At 49.6% G+C, this 18,156-nt stretch carries 18 protein-coding genes; 10 read left to right on the top strand and 8 right to left on the bottom strand.

All coding sequences use genetic code 11. From position 1 onward, the window contains the following. A partial coding sequence (gene trmB / locus ACQY8X_RS05905; protein ID WP_428034225.1) for a tRNA (guanosine(46)-N7)-methyltransferase TrmB occupies positions 1-702 on the top strand: 702 nt, incomplete at its 5' end. 41 nt (positions 703-743) lie between these two features. Here trmB and ACQY8X_RS05910 read toward each other — a convergent pair. Beyond that, entirely contained in the window at positions 744-1,640 is an 897-nt protein-coding gene (locus tag ACQY8X_RS05910; protein WP_428034226.1) for a LysR substrate-binding domain-containing protein, read from the bottom strand. A 149-nt stretch (positions 1,641-1,789) separates the two neighbouring features. Here ACQY8X_RS05910 and ahpC point away from each other — a divergent pair, with 149 nt between their 5' ends. Continuing rightward, entirely contained in the window at positions 1,790-2,353 is a 564-nt protein-coding gene (gene ahpC, locus ACQY8X_RS05915) for an alkyl hydroperoxide reductase subunit C (protein WP_091354667.1), read from the top strand. A gap of 92 nt (positions 2,354-2,445) precedes the next feature. Beyond that, entirely contained in the window at positions 2,446-4,059 is a 1,614-nt protein-coding gene (ahpF, locus tag ACQY8X_RS05920) for an alkyl hydroperoxide reductase subunit F (RefSeq protein WP_428034227.1), read from the top strand. 526 nt (positions 4,060-4,585) lie between these two features. Here the strand turns inward: ahpF and ACQY8X_RS05925 are convergent. Continuing rightward, positions 4,586-5,125, bottom strand: coding sequence for a hypothetical protein (locus ACQY8X_RS05925; RefSeq protein ID WP_428034228.1), 540 nt, complete (start codon positions 5,123-5,125; stop codon positions 4,586-4,588). A gap of 114 nt (positions 5,126-5,239) precedes the next feature. Beyond that, positions 5,240-5,848, bottom strand: coding sequence for a hypothetical protein (locus tag ACQY8X_RS05930; protein WP_428034229.1), 609 nt, complete (start codon positions 5,846-5,848; stop codon positions 5,240-5,242). 312 nt (positions 5,849-6,160) lie between these two features. On the opposite strand from ACQY8X_RS05930, the gene ACQY8X_RS05935 reads away from it, so the two are divergent. The 3 genes from ACQY8X_RS05935 (at position 6,161) to ACQY8X_RS05945 (ending at position 8,680) form a co-directional block, all read left to right on the top strand. Then, positions 6,161-6,946, top strand: coding sequence for a hypothetical protein (locus ACQY8X_RS05935; RefSeq protein WP_428034230.1), 786 nt, complete (start codon positions 6,161-6,163; stop codon positions 6,944-6,946). A gap of 366 nt (positions 6,947-7,312) precedes the next feature. Continuing rightward, on the top strand, positions 7,313-7,942 hold the full coding sequence (locus tag ACQY8X_RS05940) for a transposase (RefSeq protein ID WP_428034231.1): 630 nt from the start codon (positions 7,313-7,315) through the stop codon (positions 7,940-7,942). A gap of 177 nt (positions 7,943-8,119) precedes the next feature. Next, on the top strand, positions 8,120-8,680 hold the full coding sequence (locus ACQY8X_RS05945; protein ID WP_428034232.1) for a hypothetical protein: 561 nt from the start codon (positions 8,120-8,122) through the stop codon (positions 8,678-8,680). A gap of 403 nt (positions 8,681-9,083) precedes the next feature. Here ACQY8X_RS05945 and ACQY8X_RS05950 read toward each other — a convergent pair whose 3' ends face one another. The 4 genes from ACQY8X_RS05950 to ACQY8X_RS05965 all read right to left on the bottom strand — a co-directional run bounded on the left by ACQY8X_RS05950 (position 9,084) and on the right by ACQY8X_RS05965 (position 14,065). Continuing rightward, the gene (locus ACQY8X_RS05950) at positions 9,084-12,191 is read right to left on the bottom strand and encodes an efflux RND transporter permease subunit (RefSeq protein WP_428034233.1); all 3,108 of its coding nucleotides are present in this window, start codon (positions 12,189-12,191) and stop codon (positions 9,084-9,086) included. After that, the gene (locus ACQY8X_RS05955; RefSeq protein ID WP_428034234.1) at positions 12,188-13,273 is read right to left on the bottom strand and encodes an efflux RND transporter periplasmic adaptor subunit; all 1,086 of its coding nucleotides are present in this window, start codon (positions 13,271-13,273) and stop codon (positions 12,188-12,190) included. Before ACQY8X_RS05955 ends, ACQY8X_RS05950 begins: the two co-directional genes overlap by 4 nt. Positions 13,274-13,377: 104 nt before the next feature. Further along, a complete protein-coding gene (locus tag ACQY8X_RS05960) occupies positions 13,378-13,812 on the bottom strand; it encodes a cytochrome b562 (protein WP_428034235.1) in 435 nt (144 codons plus the stop codon). Between the two features lies 1 nt (position 13,813). Beyond that, a complete protein-coding gene (locus ACQY8X_RS05965; protein ID WP_428034236.1) occupies positions 13,814-14,065 on the bottom strand; it encodes a zinc ribbon domain-containing protein in 252 nt (83 codons plus the stop codon). 154 nt (positions 14,066-14,219) lie between these two features. Here ACQY8X_RS05965 and ACQY8X_RS05970 point away from each other — a divergent pair, with 154 nt between their 5' ends. After that, complete coding sequence (locus tag ACQY8X_RS05970) at positions 14,220-14,579, top strand: 4a-hydroxytetrahydrobiopterin dehydratase (protein WP_428034237.1); 360 nt, start codon at positions 14,220-14,222, stop codon at positions 14,577-14,579. 92 nt (positions 14,580-14,671) lie between these two features. Further along, positions 14,672-15,304 carry a DUF2799 domain-containing protein gene (locus ACQY8X_RS05975; protein ID WP_428034238.1) on the top strand — a complete coding sequence of 211 codons (633 nt, stop codon included), beginning with the start codon at positions 14,672-14,674 and terminating at the stop codon, positions 15,302-15,304. 175 nt (positions 15,305-15,479) lie between these two features. On the opposite strand, the gene ACQY8X_RS05980 is transcribed toward ACQY8X_RS05975, so the two are convergent. Further along, positions 15,480-15,953, bottom strand: coding sequence for a Spy/CpxP family protein refolding chaperone (locus ACQY8X_RS05980; protein WP_428034239.1), 474 nt, complete (start codon positions 15,951-15,953; stop codon positions 15,480-15,482). A 162-nt stretch (positions 15,954-16,115) separates the two neighbouring features. On the opposite strand from ACQY8X_RS05980, the gene ACQY8X_RS05985 reads away from it, so the two are divergent. Both ACQY8X_RS05985 and ACQY8X_RS05990 read left to right on the top strand, forming a co-directional pair. Continuing rightward, positions 16,116-16,817 (top strand): response regulator, encoded by a 702-nt coding sequence (locus ACQY8X_RS05985; protein WP_428034240.1) that lies wholly within the window; start codon positions 16,116-16,118, stop codon positions 16,815-16,817. A gap of 32 nt (positions 16,818-16,849) precedes the next feature. Then, positions 16,850-18,154 carry a sensor histidine kinase gene (locus ACQY8X_RS05990; RefSeq protein ID WP_428034241.1) on the top strand — a complete coding sequence of 435 codons (1,305 nt, stop codon included), beginning with the start codon at positions 16,850-16,852 and terminating at the stop codon, positions 18,152-18,154. The last annotated feature ends 2 nt before the right edge of the window (positions 18,155-18,156 follow it).

An 18,156-nucleotide genomic window follows, 5' to 3' on the forward strand; every position in this document is an offset into this window, starting at 1 on the left:
CAGACCCCGGATCAGACCACCGGGGATAAGTACATGCGTACTGTAAAGAGCTTTGTGCTGCGCGCCGGACGGATGACCGAAGGTCAGCAAAAGGCGATGGAGACGCAGTGGCCGGTGATGGGGCTGGAGCCGGATAGCGGCATGCTGGATCTGGCACAGGTGTTCGGTCGGGAAGCCCCGGTGGTACTGGAGATCGGTTTTGGTATGGGTGACTCGCTGATCGAGATGGCCAAAGCTCAGCCGGAGAATAACTACATCGGTATCGAAGTACACCGCCCGGGGGTTGGCCGTCTGCTGAGTAACGCTGAAAAAGAGGGCCTGAGCAATATTAGGGTGTTCTGTCATGATGCAATCGAGGTGCTGGCCAACTGTATCCCCGATGGCAGTCTGAGCACACTGCAGCTGTTCTTCCCTGATCCATGGCATAAGAAAAAACATCATAAACGCCGCATCGTGCAGCCTGAGTTTGCAGCAACTATCCGCAAGAAACTCAAAGTCGGCGGTGTTTTTCATATGGCCACCGACTGGGAAAACTACGCCGAGCATATGATGGAAGTGATGAGTACAGCACCGGGCTATCGCAACGTTGCCGGTGAAGGCCAGTATTCACCCCAGCCAGAGTGGCGCCCGGTAACCAAGTTCCAGAAGCGCGGCGAACGTCTCGGTCATGGCGTCTGGGACCTGATGTTTGAGCGGACCTGAGGCTGCTGACCGCACTATAGAGTAGCGGAGCCGGGCGAGTCTCAACTACTCTCCAGCGCCTTTTTGCATAACGCCATAAGTGCATCGATGCTGTTCATGCGGGTGTAGTTTGGCCGTATGACAAATACGATCCGGCGGTGTGGCCCCGGTTCCTGCAGATGGATGGCGCTGAGGGACTGATTCTGTTGTGTCAGTTGTTTAAGTGCCATCTGCGGAATCAGGGTTGTGCCGATTCTGCCTTTCACCATCTGTATCAGCGTGTTCAGACTGGTGGCACCAAAACCATGGTTGGCGGTTTGTGTCGGCAGTTTACACGCGCTGAGAGCGTGATCCTTCAGACAGTGCCCCTCCTTTAGCAGCATCAGATGGCTCTGCGCCAGTTCATTGCTGCTAATCTCCTGCTGATCGGTATATTTATCGCCTTTCAGCGCAACCCAGTAGAAATCCTCCTGCCAGAACTCCAGGGTTAACAAACCATCGCACGGGAACGGCATGGCTAAAATAGCGGTATCGATCTCACCCCGTCGGACCATATCAACCAGCACATGGGACTGTTCCTCGACAATATTCAGCTGGGCGTGAGGGTATTGCGTGCCCAATAGCGGAAAGACCTCCGGTAGTAAGAACGGCGCAATAGTTGGTATCACCCCGACCGTGATCGGGTAGCTCAGCGGCTGCTGTTGATTCTCTGCAATGGTTTGCAGCTCATTCACCTGAACCATGATGCTGCGTGCCCGCTGCAACACATCCGCGCCCTGCGGGGTCACTAATACTTTCTTGTTGTCCCGTTCAAATATCTGCACACCTAACTGTTTTTCCAGCTCATTCAGCGCGGTGCTCAAGGCTGACTGACTGATATGACAGTTTTCGGCGGCTTTTTTGAAGTGCAGTGTTTTCTCTACCGCCAGGGCATAGAGCAGTTGTTTGGTTGAGATCATGGTTGTTTTATCTTCATTAAATGGTTTGTAGTTCTAAATAATAGATCACAAAGATATATTTATTCAATTTTATCTATCAGTGGCTGACTCATATACTGGGTTCATCTTTTCAACAACCACAAACACTTAAACAGATACCGGAGGCCACCATGGCACTTATCAACACACAGATTAAACCATTCACCGCCAGTGCATTCAAAAAGGGTGAATTTATCGATGTTTCAGAACAGGACCTGCAGGGTAAATGGTCAGTGTTCTTCTTCTACCCAGCTGACTTCACCTTTGTCTGCCCTACCGAACTGGGTGACCTGGCGGATCATTACGCGGAGTTTGAAGCCCGGGGTGTAGAGATCTACTCAGTCTCCACCGATACACACTTCACTCACAAAGCGTGGCACGAATCGTCCGATACTATCGGCAAGATTCAATACACCATGATTGGCGACCCAACCGGTACCCTCACCCGTAATTTTGAGGTGATGCGTGAAGGTCAGGGCCTGGCCGACCGGGGTACCTTTATCGTCGACCCAGAGGGGATCATTCAGGCGATGGAGATCACTGCAGAAGGGATCGGCCGCGATGCCACTGACGTACTGCGCAAGATTAAAGCGGCTCAGTATGTTGCTTCCCACCCGGGTGAAGTGTGCCCGGCAGCCTGGAAAGAGGGTGAGGCTACATTAGCGCCGTCACTTGATCTGGTTGGCAAAATATAACAGCCGGTCAGACCGGTTATCCGCAACGCACCGGCTCGGTCGAACCTGAGCCGGTGCAGCGCAGAGATTAATAGGAAACAGGAGTGACCATCGTGTTAACAACAGAAATTTTACAAACAGTTAAAGGTTATACCGCGTTAATGAAAAAGCCGGTGACTTTTGTTCTGCAGACCGGTGCTCACAGCAAACGTCCGGAACTGGTGAGTTTTCTCTCCGATCTGGCGGGTGTGAGCGATAATCTCAGCCTGGAAGAGGCAGATCTGCCGGAGACTTTAAGAAGTCCGGTCAGCTTTCTGTTAAAGGCGGATGGCGAGGACACCGGTATTCGCTTCTCAGGCATTCCGGCGGGCCATGAGTTTAACTCACTGATTCTGGCGATGCTGCACGCTTCGGGAACCGATCTGAAGCTGGATGAGAGTATCAGACAGACCATCAGCGGCATTCAGGAAACCCTCCGGTTTGAGGTGTTCATCAGCCTTAGCTGCCACAACTGTCCGGATGTGGTTCAGGCCCTGAATCAGTTTGCCCTGCTGAATCCAAATATCTCTGCGGAGATGATCGACGGTGGGCTCTATCCGGAGATTATTGCCGAGCGGGACATTCAGGGTGTTCCCAGTGTTTACCTGAATGGTGAGCTGTTCGCCAATGGTAAAGTGGATGCGGCGCAACTGATAGAGAAACTGTTACAGCGGGGAGCTTCTCAGGGGCAACCGGCAACGCAGGTGCAAACGCTGCCACTGCAGGATGTCACCGTCATCGGTGGTGGACCTGCCGGGGTCAGTGCGGCGATCTACAGTGCCCGTAAAGGTTTGAAAGTAACATTGATTGCGGATCGTATTGGTGGTCAGGTGAAAGACACCATGGATATTGAAAACTTAATTTCCGTGACCAAAACTACCGGTCCTCAGCTCTCCAGCGCCTTGCAGGCACATATGGATGAGTATGATATCAACATCAAAGAGTACCTGAAGGTCACCGATATTAAGCAGGGCGATATTAAAACGGTCTCGCTGAGTTCGGGCGAGCAGATACAGACCAAAGTAATTATCGTGGCCACCGGTGCTAAATGGCGTGAGCTGGGCGTCCCCGGTGAAAAAGAAAATATCGGTAACGGTGTGGCTTACTGCCCTCACTGCGATGGCCCCTTCTTCAAGGGTAAGGATGTGGCAGTTATCGGTGGCGGAAACTCCGGTATCGAAGCAGCTCTCGACCTGTCGGGTATCGTCAACAGCGTCACCGTATTCGAGTTTATGCCAGAGCTGAGAGCCGATAAGGTACTGTTGGAAAAGGCCTACGCTAAAGCCAACATCGAGATACTGAAAAACGTTGCCACCAAAGAGATTGAGGCAACCAACGGTAAGGTCTCAGCGATCAGCTATGTGGATCGGGTGAGCGAGGCAGAGCAGCGCTTAGCACTTGATGGTGTCTTCGTGCAGATCGGCCTGGTACCCAACAGTCAGTTCCTCGACGGGCTGCTTGAGTTGAGCAAGACAGGCGAAATCATCATTGATGAAAAGTGCCACACCTCAGAAGCGGGAATCTATGCCTGTGGCGATGTCACAACGGTGCCTTACAAGCAGATCATCGTCTCTATGGGTGAGGGCGCTAAAGCATCATTGTCAGCGTTTGAGTTCCTGCTGGCGGAAGGCGAGCAGCTTGACCGGGCCTACGCAGCGCAGAATGAGCAGACGACCTCTGTCGCGTAAGCAGATAGACGCCTTAGAACTGCACTCTCCAACAACGTTTTAACCGGTCAGATAGGCCGGTTAAAACGCTTTATGACAAACAAAATCACGCAGTACTTCTCGACCTGGACTTTATAGAATAAACAGGGACAGGCATTCTTAAAAACATTTTATCGCCAAGGGCTATGAACGTGCCCTTCTTAAGCTAATTATCTATTAAAAATTCGAGGGGATACCACAGCATCTGACCCTATTTATCCCCCGCCTCAACCAACAGGACGACAATGACCGGTATAACGATACCCGGTAATAACTCCCTCTGCATTTACTACCCAATAATGAATGCAGGAGGGGTCTAGCCTTTTTAGGTGGTACTTGTATTCCTTTTGGCCATTAGGTAATGGAGTAATTTTGTCTGGAGGGCCGTTTAAGTCACTGTACACTGTGATTGGTTCTCCAATGAGTATTTTGCTTCTATCATCCCAAGAAGCAAAATACGAGCAGCCAACAGCGAAAATCACAATCAATAACAAGTAACACCGCATAATCAAAAACTCATGACATACGCCAATCGACGACTGCGATCTCGCTGCTTATTGCGGCTGTAAGTCGTAGCAATGCCTATGATTTGATCGGAATTAAGGTTAGTTAATGGTAGGGATAATGCAGTTGCATAAATAAACACTGTAGCAGGAGTCATACTGGGAATATTCAACACATTTCGTGCTAAGCCTGTGTCTAACGGGACCTGAAAGACATCATGTACACCAGCCATCGGCATCTGAAGCTCTCCTTTACCAATAGCACTTCCACCGGGCCCCATATCTAAGTCGTATTTTACCAACTTTTTGTAGAGCTGCGGCAACTCTTGCATCGCCGTTAAGAATGCAGCAGATTGAGTTCTATTGGCGAATTTACCACCACCAATAACCGGGGATGTACCGCTTAATCCTGCTCGTAAAACTAGCTTTTCGACAAAATTCAAGTTATCTCCCCATCGGGTAATACCAGATGTTGCAGCGATTAAAGCTCCCGTGACGAAACCATCTTTAAAGCTACCTCCCTGTATTTTGATAAAACCCTTCAAACTGCTCCGCTGCTTATAACACTCTGAACCGAAGCTACAGGTTATGATCCACCAGGAGATACCGGATGTACACAGGGTCATCTTACTTTATCCTACTCTTGTCCTGTATTTATCCTATTGCTGATTTATCAATGCTAATAGCCAATCCAAACGATCATACTTTGATGATGACAATTTTAACATTTCAATTTCTTCTCGCTCAGCTCTATCAATGTAAAATTTAAGCACTTCAGTACTTTTATTCAACATAGCGACCTCAGCGAATGTCATACCATTTCTATCTCTTAAAGAAAAATCAACATCCAAGTCAATGGCAATTTTTAATGAATCTATACAATTACCGTAAGCAGCCCCAAAAAAAGGTATAACTTGGCCGCCAATATCATCTAATCTGACATTGTATTTTAACAGTTCATATATCCAATCACGTCTATCAAGTGCAACCGCAAAAAATAAAGCATTTAAAATTTCTTCAGATCTATATCTTTTAATATCATTAAAATATTCTTGATTATTAAATACAACAGCATCAACAATTAAGCTGTTTCTAGAACCAATATTTACATCAATAACAGTAGATATTTTATGTTTAAAAAGCTCCAAAGTGTCTTTAGATCTGGATTTTAAGTGTTGATCGTCACATAAATCAACCGCCATAGAATTACAACTAAAAAAACAAAAGAAAATAACTACCAAAATATTAATCATTATTACTTTGCTCATCTATATATCTTTTCATAACTTGTATCCCCTTAATATTAGGAGATTCAATATAGTTATTCCAGTCTACTTTACTCCAGTCAGGATACCGGTAGTAATCAATCCCCGCCCTATGCATTCCAACTGTTTCACTGTAAAACTCTATATTCATCATCCCATAATCAAATACCGTTTGGGCCTGAATAGCCGATCAGGGGGTCAGAGTTGATCGTTAGGACGGCGAGTTCAAACGGGCTTGCATGGTGGGGATAGGAGGTCTAAGGCCTATCAGGATCAACAACTCTGACCCCTTGATCCAGAGACCTGAAAGCAGCCATGATAGGAGGACTAACCGGGGCGGCAGGAGGGTTTATTGGTGCGAGTAGTGCCTTTGGTTCGGTTGGTGATGTTACTGCTGGCCGGGTGCTTGCACATGGTGCTGTTGGTGGACTAAGCTCAAAAGCGCAGGGTGGAAAGTTTAGCAGTGGTTTCCTTAGCTCAGCCTTGACCAAGTCAGTATCAGGACGGATTCAGACTATAGCCGGGGAAAATGAAATAGGTGGTGTTCTCGCTAGCGTAGCTGTTGGTGGTACGGCCTCGGTCATCGGTGGTGGTAAATTTGCTAATGGCGCTGTGACTAGTTCATTGCAGTATGTGGTTAATCAGAATGCTACTGGGTCATGGGAGAAAATTAAGCAGATGTTCAAATCTGGTACTTATGCTGCTGGCATAGGCGGGGATGCTGCTTTATTTGATAAAGGTGTTAGTTTTTCTATGGGGATAATGGGAAATACAGGAAGTGGAGAGCATCCTGCTGACTTTGGCATCTATGTTAGCTTCGGAAGCGCAGAAGGAATAGATTTGTCTGTTCACGCAGAACTTGGGGTTTGTAACTGTGATACATATCAAATGTATGGCGATGCTACTGCAAACTCTTTATCAGTAGGACCATTAGGATGGGATATACCGCATCCGGGTTCGACAGCGCCAAACTTTGTGCAGTTTGGTAAGGGACCTATTCCTTTCTCATTTACAATAACTGATACATTTACTTATCCGATTACATATAGAGTAGTTAAAGATGGTTTGAAATCAATGCTTGGGGTTAAGTTATGGACGTAAGAAATATTGGCCATTTTATATTTTTAATTGCTTGTACTTTATGGTTTTTATCTATCTTTTATGCTTATAGGATGAGTTCCAACTTTGATAATAGCTCTAAGTTGATCGGTATATTCAATGGCGTATTATTTCCTGATAGGTTAAATTCTATTGGTAAATATTACAGAGTATTTTTTCTTAAATTTCAATTTTATTCAATAGTTTTTGCTCTATTGTCTATTATTATTTCTGTTGTTTTGGAACTTATTATCCAATGAATAAATGGAAATAGAAATGAAAGATCAAGGGGGCAGAGTTGTTGATTTTCGCTCGACCCATTTTGTACTAGACTGATAGACCTCAATTCTTACTTTCTGGAGGTCAGGGATGGCCCGATTACCCAGGGCGGCGTTGCCCGGAATCCCTCAGCATGTAACTCAACATGGAAATAATCGACAGGCATGCTTCTTTGCAGAAGAGGATTATGCGGTTTATCTGGATCGTTTAAAGCATTATGCAGAACAGTATCAAGTTCTTGTGCATGCCTATGTTCTAATGAACAACCATGTACATCTGTTACTCACCCCGAAAACTAAAGAAGGGGTTAGCTGCTTGATGCAGGCTCTGGGCCGTTACTACGTGCGCTATATCAACCAGAGTTATCGGCGTTCAGGCACTTTATGGGAGGGGCGTTTTAAATCATCTCTGGTCGATAGTGAAAACTATTTTTTAATCGTCAGTCGCTATATTGAGTTGAATCCAGTACGAGCGAGGATGGTTGATTTTCCCGCCGATTATCGCTGGTCCAGTTACCACGCGACTGCACTAGGCAAAGAAATAGCTTTGCTTACGCCGCACGATATTTACCTGGCGCTGGGAAGTACTCCTGCAGAACGTCAAACAGCTTATACCGCATTGTTCTCGGGCTTTATCCCTGTACATACGTTAGAAAGTATACGTAATGCTACAAATTATTGGGCAGTGAGCGCTTTAAGGCAGAAATTGAACAGCAGTTAGGACGGCGAGTTCAAGCGGGCTTGCATGGTGGGGATAGGAGGTCTAAGGCCTATCAGGATCAACAACTCTGACCCCTTGAACGGAGACAAGTTTACGTCGAGTAAGGGATTACAGTTCAGGTAGTATTGTTTATGAAAGAGTTGAACGTGCGTTAAATGTAAGTGGAGTTCGTTAGTTATGAGTTTTTTGTTGAAAGTTTCTATAATTGTTTTTTTAATACCCTATATTTCAGATGCTAATGCTGAAAAGGTTGGCTCATGCAATGATGAACTCTATTCTGTGTTTTTAGATTATAGGGTTTGTCTTAATAAAAAAGAGTGTGAGCTCGATGAAATTAAAAACAAGTTTTATTCTAAAAAGCAGGCTAAAGATTATATTGAGAGATCAATTAGTATAGATAGAGATGTTGTTGCTATAGAAAGTTACTACGAAGTATGTAATGCTTCGTATGGAGAACTTTTTCTGGGTGTTGTAAGAGCAGATGGGACCACTGTTAGCACTGTTTTTGAGTTTGAAAATGAAAGTGGTAATTGGGTTGTGTTTGGTGGAAAACTTTTTAATTATAGTGATCTGCTAAATATGAATTTCATTGATATCGATAGTGATAATATGACTATTGTAGATGCTGTTTTGATTGAAGGTAATATCTTAAACTGTTTAAGTAAGTTTATAGGAACTAAAAAAAGAAGAATTAATTACCATGAATATTTATTAGAAGTTAATTCATGTTATGAATAGCCTGAATCAGTGACTCTATTCGCCGGCCAGTGCTCAGTGCCCTAAAACCAGAAATAGATCAAGACAGGGACAGGCACCTTTAGAAAAACGCTTTCCATTCATGTTGAATATGGGTTTTAGTTTTATTTCTGAGATGGGATAGCCAGAAACCTGTTTGGATGGCTACACGACCCTGACGACCGTGTTTTTCAGCCAGTTCTCCGCCTCAGCTGTTATAAACTGATAACCGATGCCCCCCCTGGGCCGAGCGTTTAAAATGCTCCGGCGGCTTGAACAGATCACCGCTTGCGGGCGATTCTTTTGGGATAGAGCATTTCAAATTGCGTCGCGTTGCGGAGCCATTCTTGATCTATTTCGAGCCTTTTCAATATCGGTGGCAGGTGCATTTGTACTAGCTGGTGTCTCAACGCCGCACTGAACCCCGCTCATTCACCAGGTGGTAGATCACCGGGATCAGCACCAGGCTGACCAGCATGGAGAAGCTCAGCCCCCAGATCACCGTGATCGCCAGGGGTTGCAGCATCTCAGCACCGTCGCCCCAGCCCAGCGCCAGTGGCAGCATCCCGGCAACGGTGCTGAGGGTGGTCATGATGATGGGGCGCAGGCGCAATCGGGCGGCGTCCAGAATCGCGTCGGTGATGTTATTACCCTGATCTCTGGATAGTTCGACGTATTCGATCAGCAGGATGGCGTTGTTGACCACAATCCCGGTGAGCATGATCATCCCCAGCCAGACTGGCATCGACAGTGGCAGGGCAAGTAACCAGATGCCTGCGGCAACGCCGATGGCGGAAAAAGGCACACCAAACATGATGATCAGCGGGTTGCGCAGCGACTCATACTGGATCGCCATCACCACAAAGACCAGAAACAGCGCCAGGCCGAGTAACAGGCTGGTGAGCTTGCTCTGTTCTTGCAAAACCTTTTCAGAGCCACCGTCGTACGCGGTGTAGCCTGATGGCATCGCAAAGTTATCCCGCACCTGATTGATGGCGGACAGCGCTTCCCCGAGGGTGATGTCCGGTGCCAGTGAGGCGGTGATTTCAACGATGCGCATCTGGTTATCCCGCTGGATACTGGCTGGTGACTCGATCAGTTCGAGGCTGGCAACATCGGACAGATGTACCGGTGGTGATGCCCCTGTGCCGGGAAACAGCAGTAGTGTCTCCATCGATTCCGGGGTGTTAAAGTGCTGTTCCGCCAGTCTGAGGCGGATATCGTAGGCATGGTCATCGGTGATAAATTCGCTGATCACTTTGCCCTGCAACGCGATCTGTGTGGCTTCGATCAGGTCTGCCAGCTCTATCCCCAGTTGGCTGGCGCGCACCCGGTCGAGAGTGATCGACAGTTCAGTCAGCTGATCTTCCGCGGAGTGACTCAGGTTGCGCAGTTGCGGCAGTTTTTTCAGGTCAGTTGTCAGCTGTTCTGCCAACAGCGTCAGGGTTTTATTATCCGGCCCCTGCAGGCGCAGACTGATATCTTCACTGCCACTGTTGGTGCGTATACCCCGGATGCCCCGCTGAGTCATGCGAATCGTAAAACCGGCTAGCTGCAGTTTAGCGATCTGTTTTTGCAGCCGTTCGATCCATTCGTTGCTGGACAGATCCCGTTGGCTCACCGATTTCAATTGGACGATCACCGTCGAGCGGTTGGATTGTTCCCGTTGCGAGCGACCGAACACCGAACCACCGACCAGCGTAAACACGGTGTCGGTTTCCGGCTGGCTGGCGAACAGAGCTTCCAGTTGTTCCACCCGGCTGTTCATCTCGCTGAGTGAGATACCGGTGTCGGCGGTAATGCGGACGGTAATCCGGCCATCATCCAGAGGTGGCAGGAAAATCTGCTTACCGCTGACAAACACCGGTGCAGAGAGCACCAGCGCGACAATAAAGCTCAGCAAGGCTAACAGCCGGTAATGTAAAATTCTGCTGAGAACTGCGGCATAGCTGCGTTGTAAAACCCGTAACAAACGATCGGTCAGGTGACGTATTCCACCACGATTGGTTGCTCTTTTAGTTGCTGCGGCCAGTGCCGGCACCAGCGTCAGAGCGATCACCATGGAGGCAAAAATAGCTGCCGAAATAGTGATGATCAGCTCCTGAAACAGCAGCCCCGTAAGGCCTCCGATAAACAGGAAGGGCAATACGGCACAGAGGTTGGTGGAGGTGGAGGCGATGATCGCACTGTTGACCTCGGTTGCTGCATTGTTGGCTGCGGCCAGGGGGTGTTCATGATTTTGCTGGTGGCGGTTGATATTTTCCAGCATCACAATGGTGTTATCCACCAGCATGCCGATCCCCAGTGCCAGCCCGCCCAGCGTCATGATATTCAGGGTCAGGCCGCCGAGTCCCATTAAGACACAGGTAAACATGATCGCAATCGGGATGGCGCTACCGATAATCAGGGTATGTCGCAGGTTGCCGAGGAACAGATAAACCACTGCCATCGCCAGCAAGGCGCCACTGATGGCGGCGGTGGCGGCATTATTCAGGGCCTGCGCGACATAGATCGACTGATCGGAGACCTGCGTTACACTGATATCGTCAGGAATGATTTTTTGTTGTGCTAACCACTCCAGCCGCTGTTTCACCTGATCAGCCACATAGGTGGTGTTGGCGGTGGGCTGCTTCTGAATCGACAGTTTGATCCCCTGGATACCATCTGCGCGGATCAGAATTCGTTCATCTTCGGTACTCAGCTCAACCAGGGCCAGATCGGCAAGAGTCAGCGTGGCATCGCCTCTTCTGGCGACGGGTAACTGGCGTAACTGATCTAATGAGATGAGGCGGCCACTGATGCGGCTGTTAATTTCATTTCCGGGCATGGTGATCCGCCCGGCGGCCTGATCACCGTTGCCCTCTTTGACTGCCGCGATCAGGGTTTTGTAACTGATATCGTATGCGGCCATGCGCTGTTGGTCAGGTATGACATGCACCTCACGAACAACACCACCACCAACCTCTGCAGCAGCGACCCCCGGCAGGTTGAGCAGCCATTTTGCGATAACATCATCCGACCATTGCCGCAGCGCCGCACTGTCGCGAATCTGTGAGCTGATGACAAACTCCATCACCGGAATTTGCGCGGGGTCGAGTTTGTAGATGACCGGTGAGTCGATCGAATCCGGCAGGGTTCGCCTTGCTCTGTCTAAGCGGGTGCTGGCATCCCGCAGAGCAACATCAATATCTTTGCCATACTCAAAAGCCAGGTCGACGCTGGTGCTGCCCTGGGTGGTGGTGGACTGCACATGAATAGCGTCTTCGGTGATCGCCAGTTGCTCTTCCAGCTTACGGGTGACACGGTCCTCCATTACCGGTGGTGGTACGCCGCTGTCGACCACGCGGACCCGGATCTCCGGGTAGATAATATGTGGCAGCAGATCAACCGCCAGCCGATTGAGAGCGAAAGCCCCCAATACAATTACCGCCAGGGCAATCATAATCACCCCGACCGGGTGATGAATCGACCAGTTGGCAAGACCTCTGGAATGACGTATAGATCGCTGGTTCACTCTGCCACTGCTCCGTCACTCTGCTGATGAGTCGCCCCATTAACGATGGTCACCTGCATCCCCGGCTTCAGGTTGGTAAAGCCGCGGGTGATCACGTTGTCGCCGGGGTCTAGTCCCGCCAGTACTTCAACCTGCTCGCCAGCCTTGAGACCCGTTTGCAGCGGGCGTATCTGTACTTTGTTGTCGCTGTCGGCGATATATACGTAGCTGCCCGTGTCAGACTGGCGCAGGCTGGCGTAGGGCAGGAGCAGCACCTGTTGTCGGGCAATTCTGAACTTTACCCGGACAAACTGACCCGGGCGGGCGCCCTGAGGGGCCGGATTGAGGCTGATCTCCAGAGTGCCGCTGCGGGTTGCCGGATCGATTGTGGGGTAGATGCGACTCACCTTTCCGGATACCGCAAAGGGGTTGCCCGGATTTGTGTTACGCAGTGCATCTATCTCCATAGCCACCGGCATGCCAATGGCCAACTGGTTGAGTAGCAGTTCAGATACGTCTACTTTAAGTCGCAGGCTGCTCAGGTCTGCTACCGATAACAGCAGTGAAGATTTCTCAGCGAGATTCCCAGGCTCGGTATGACGGGAGGTCACCACACCATCAATCGGGGATTTTATCCGGGTATAACCCAGCCGGGTTGCGATCACCTGTTCATCGGCTTTTGCCACCGCCAGGTCGGTCTCTTTTTGCGTCAGCTCTGAGCGTGCGGTGAGGTTGCGTTTAATCAGGCCACTGATTCTCTGCAGCTCCTTTTCGGCCTGCTGACGCACCGCTCTGGCCCGCTGTAGCTGGGCATTGAGCAGTTGATCATCAAGAGTGATCAGCAGATCGTCACGCTTTACCGTATCGCCTTCACGGGGCAGGATCTGTTTAACGATCCCCTCTTCCTGGTTATAGATATTGATGGTCTGAAAGGCTTCAAGGGTACCGGTGCGCACCCGTTCAAGCTCAATATCTGCAGGTTGTGCTGATAATACCTCTACCAGGTGGGGCTTGGGTTGACGTACCTTGGCTGGTGATTGCTGATCACAACCTGAGAGTAACACGATAGCCCCGAGTAACAGGATATAAGCTTTGCCGGACATAAGGAAAAACCGCCGCCTGAGAGAGTGAATGATGACTCTATCTATAGCATAAATGCTGCAATATCTGACAGCGGATTTACTTACATGTGAGTAAATAGATGCCGTCAGAGCCCCAGTGATTCTTTCAGCGTGTCCAGTAGCAGTTCAAACACACCGGGCTTCACTTTTTTGTGGTATTCCACCCGTAACTGATCTACCTCTTTTAGCTGATTCTGAAGCTGCGGCAGGTTGGTTGCGGTTGCCGTCGGCAGGCTGCTGACCAGGGTCTCTACTTTGTTCAGTCCTTCCAGTGAAAGTGCCTTACGTTCGGGCGAAAACTTAAACTCCCGGGCGGTCTGCAACTCGGTCATGAACTGTGCGATTTTCTCATTGAAGACGGCGGGGTCACTGGTATCGACAGCCTGTTTGTAATGCAGACGCATCTCTTTCATGGTGGGTTTGAGTTCACCCGCCGATGCAGCGGAGGATAGCGGCAGGCCTAAACAGAGACTGATAAAAACAGCAGGCAGTGAAAATTTGTACAGCGTATTTAAAAACATATCAGATTCCACAACGTCCGGGACAGCCACCGCCGCTCATACAGGGAGGAGCTTCCGGATTTTTAAGGGTTTTATTACTGATAACGCCGCCGGTGGTCAGTAGTTTAGTGACGGGCGCATCAATGGGTGTTGTACTGCTGGCAAAACCGCCTATATCACACAGGTCGCCCCAGGTTGATATTTTCAGCGCCATCGGATGGCGCACTTCAAACACCTCGCCGGTGGTTTCGCAACGGTAATCATAAGTAGGCATTGTTGTTTCCCGATATTATTCAGTTCGGGGCAGAACTCTACCACGGATTATGACCCTTCGTTAGTCAATAAGTGTCATCCGCACAGGCAGCACTGTTCGCGGTTGTCTGCCGGTCTATACTGTGTTCTGTAGTATTCACTGATGGGAGTTAATCATGAGCGGGTCGCTGACACTGAAAAATCGCCACTGTACTCACTGTGATGGTGCGGCTGAACCCCTGAGCGGAATCGACGCACAGCCGTTATTAGCAGAGCTGTCAGCCGGATGGGTATTAGATGGAGCAGCTAAGGAGATACGACAGGAGTTTCGTTTTAAAAACTTCTATCACACCATGGCGTTTGTTAATGCGCTGGCGTGGATAGCACATCAGGAGAATCACCATCCAGAGCTTGAGGTGGGATATGATCGCTGCCTGGTGCGTTACAGCACCCATAGTATTGCTGGTCTGTCGGTCAATGATTTCATTTGTGCCGCTAAAATTGATGCTCTGGATTATTGTAATCGTGCTGTTTGATCGTTTAACCAGAATTCAGCTTATCTCTGTCATACTTCGGCCTAACGCTTTCATGAGCGCATGATGTAGCGTTCACATAGGGATGCATAAATATGAATATTCGATATCTGACGCTGTTGCCGGGGCTGGCTTTAGTGCTGGGCATAGCGGGCTGCGCCACGCTGGACAAAGAAAACTGCCTGTCCGCTGACTGGCAGTTAATAGGCTTTAATGATGGGGTCGAGGGCCGTGATGCCGGACGTCTGGAGCAACACCGGGACGCCTGTTCTGATTATGGTGTGGTGCCGCAGATGGACCAGTATCTGCTGGGTTATGACCGGGGTGTGCGGCGTTATTGCACGGCTGTGAATGGTTATCGGGAAGCGCGTGCCGGAAAACCGCTGAATGCTGTTTGCAGTGGTGAGCAGCAACAGGAGTTTACCCGGGGTTTTGAGCTGGGAACTGAGGCGCATCAGCAGCTTGCCCGTTTAGAGAGTGCCAGGCATGAGCTGAGTATTCTGACCTCAGAGCAGCGCGCTGATGTGCGTGATCGTAATGATAAACGTGAACAACTGATAATGGCTGGCATCTCTTCTGATACCCGCGCTTTTCTGCTGTCTGAGATTAATGATCTGGACCACGAGATCCGTTTGCGCAACGTACACATTAAACAGCAACAGCAGGCGGTGCGCATGGAGACCCGTTATCTGCAGGAGCTGGAAGCGGAGTTGCGTCAGCAATTGTAAATCCGGCGGGGAGTCCTGGTGTCGGTTTTTCAGGTAAAAAAATGCCCTGCTAAAAGCAGGGCGAGTGGCCCGTTTAAAGGCGACGGTGAATATATGATGAGAGTCATATATGAGGGTAAAGCATTAAAAGTGGGCCAGCTGGAGCCTGATTCAGCTGGCCCGGGGTAACGCAGGGTTAAAAACGGGGTTTATTGGGTCGCATCTCCATAAATTTTTGCTGCTGTTCCGGGGTTAGAATGGCAAACATCGCTTTTTTCTGTTCGGCGCGCATCGTGATCATCTGTGCTGTGTTTTCCTGTGCTTTAGTCACCAGTGCGGCGACCTGCTGGTCATAGTCAGCAGCATTGACATCCAGATCCCTTAACGCAGTATGCATCTCTCTCATGCCGCTTCGCTGGTCTTTCATCTGACCACGCTGGTTTTGGAAAAGTTCCTGCATCTGTGTTTTTTGCGCGTCTGTCAGACCGAGTTTTTCCGCCATGGCAGACATGCGCATGCCAGAATGTTTGCTGTCCATCTGTTCATAACGACCGCCACCCTGACGATCACCGCAACGGTCCCAGCCATCTTTAGCTGAAGCGATGCCCGCAGTCAGCGCACCCGCACCGATTACTGCGGCTGTAATTCCGATAATGAGTTGTTTACGCATGATTGTTCTCCTGACGCATTGCTTGTTTCGATGGAAGCAGTATGCAACTCCCCCCTGCTAAGTTGGGTAAAGGGGGTGTAAAGTTTGGTAAAGGCTGATGCAGACAGGTGAAATTCATCAGTGGCTTGATTACTCTGAGACTCTCTGAAGAGGACATTATGTATGAGTGACACCGTTAGACTTCTGTTAGTTGATGATGATCAGGAGCTTTGTGAGCTGATGGGGCAGTATCTTGAGTCCGAAGGTTTTGACGTTAATTTTGCTTACAGTGTTGAGCAGGCTCTGCCGCTGTTGCAGCAGGCAGGCAGCTACGACCTGTTGATCTTTGATATTATGATGCCGGGCCAGAGTGGTCTCGAACTGTTGCAGCAGGTCCGCCCGCGGATTAAAACGCCGGTGATTATGCTGACCGGGCGGGGCGAAGATATCGACCGGATTATCGGTTTAGAGATGGGTGCCGATGACTATCTTGGCAAACCCTGTAACCCGCGTGAACTGGTTGCCCGCATCAGGGCCGTTTTGCGCCGTAGTGGCCAGCAGGCGGTTGTGGAAGAGAGTTCAGATAAACTCAGTATTCATGGCATAGAGCTGGATTCGGGTAAGCGTCTGGTGCAGGTGTCCGGCGCTGAGCTTGAGTTAACCAGCGCCGAATTTAACGTGCTGGCTGAGTTGATGCGGTCGGCGGGTAGTATTGTCAGTAAAGATGATCTCACTGAGAAGGTGTTACATCGCAAACTGACCGCCTACGACCGGGCGATCGATGTTCATGTTAGCCGGGTGCGGCAAAAACTGGCGGCGGTCATGCCGGACAGTGAACTGATTAAAACCGTCCGGGGGGCTGGTTATATGCTGGTAAACGAATAACAGTAGCGTGATAGATAAGCAGGGCGGGGTTGATGGCAATTCGTTGGTATAAACGGCTTTTTCTGAAAATATTTTTCACGGTCTGGGTTACCAGCTTTCTGGTGATCGCACTGACTGCCTTTGTGATCGGGCACCTGTCAGAACAGCGACGTGATCGTGACGTATTCAATGCCAGAGTTTTGGGGCAGGCGGAGTTGCTGATTGACCGTTATGAGCGTGATGGTCATCTGCCCTCCCCGAAAGAGTGGCGACGCTATCACGATGATGATCATAAAGAGCCCCGGTTCTTTCCTTCCAGGGTGCAGATTACCGAGTTGAAATCCGGGCAGGTTATTTTCGGCCATGAGGATATCAAAAAGTTTCGTGATCCAATGATTCTGAATGTGATTTCTGACACCAACCGGGAATATCAGATAGTCGCTGAAACCCGTATCCGAGCCGATCTGGCAGCTAAGGTGTTTGGCTTCTTTCTCTCGGTGCAGGTGGTCTTGTTAATGGTGGTTGCCGGTATCGCCGCTTTATTGATCAGCCTGATGGTGGTGCGGCCAGTTAACCGCTTGCGTCAGTATACCCGCGATCTTTATAACGGTGATCTCAGTGCGCGAACCGATGACCGCTTAAGTTGTCGGGGGGATGAGATCGGTGAGCTTAGCCGCGAATTTAACCGCATGGCTGAATATGTGGAGCAGACACTGCAGTCGAATACGCATCTGTTGCAGGATGTCTCCCATGAGTTGCGTGCCCCGCTGGCGCGTTTGCAGATGGCTGCGGGATTAGCCGGGCAGAAAATGTCAGAGGCTGATCAGCACTTTATTGAGCGGATTAATCAGGAGTGTGAGCGGATCAACCGGCTGATTGATGAGATCCTCAGCCTGTCACGACTGGAGCAGATGGAGCTGACCGATCAGCGCTTTGAACTGGCAAAGGTGGTTGATACCCTGGTGGAAGATTTTCGCTTCAGTGCGCCACATCACCCATTGCACTGGACGCCGGTACCTTACCGGATTAAAGGTAATCCTGCCCTGCTTGAACGGGCGTTAAGTAATATTCTCGGGAATGCGGTTAAGCATACACCGGCAGATACCGAGATTGTTATTTCGGCGGAGCTGGTTGCGGGAAACATCATCATTCGGGTCGCCGACACGGGGCCGGGACTCAGTTCAGAACAGTTAGCGAAGATGTTTAAACCTTTTGTCCGTTTTACCGGGCAGCAGAACGGCTATGGCCTTGGCCTCAGCATTGCCCAGCGCGCGGTACAACTGCTGGGCGGCACTCTGACTGGCAGTAGTCAACCGGGCAAAGGGCTGGAACTGATACTGTCCTTTCCGAAGGCTTAAGC

It is taken from the genome of Amphritea sp. (genome assembly GCF_050300915.1).
Lineage (GTDB): Bacteria > Pseudomonadota > Gammaproteobacteria > Pseudomonadales > Balneatricaceae > Amphritea.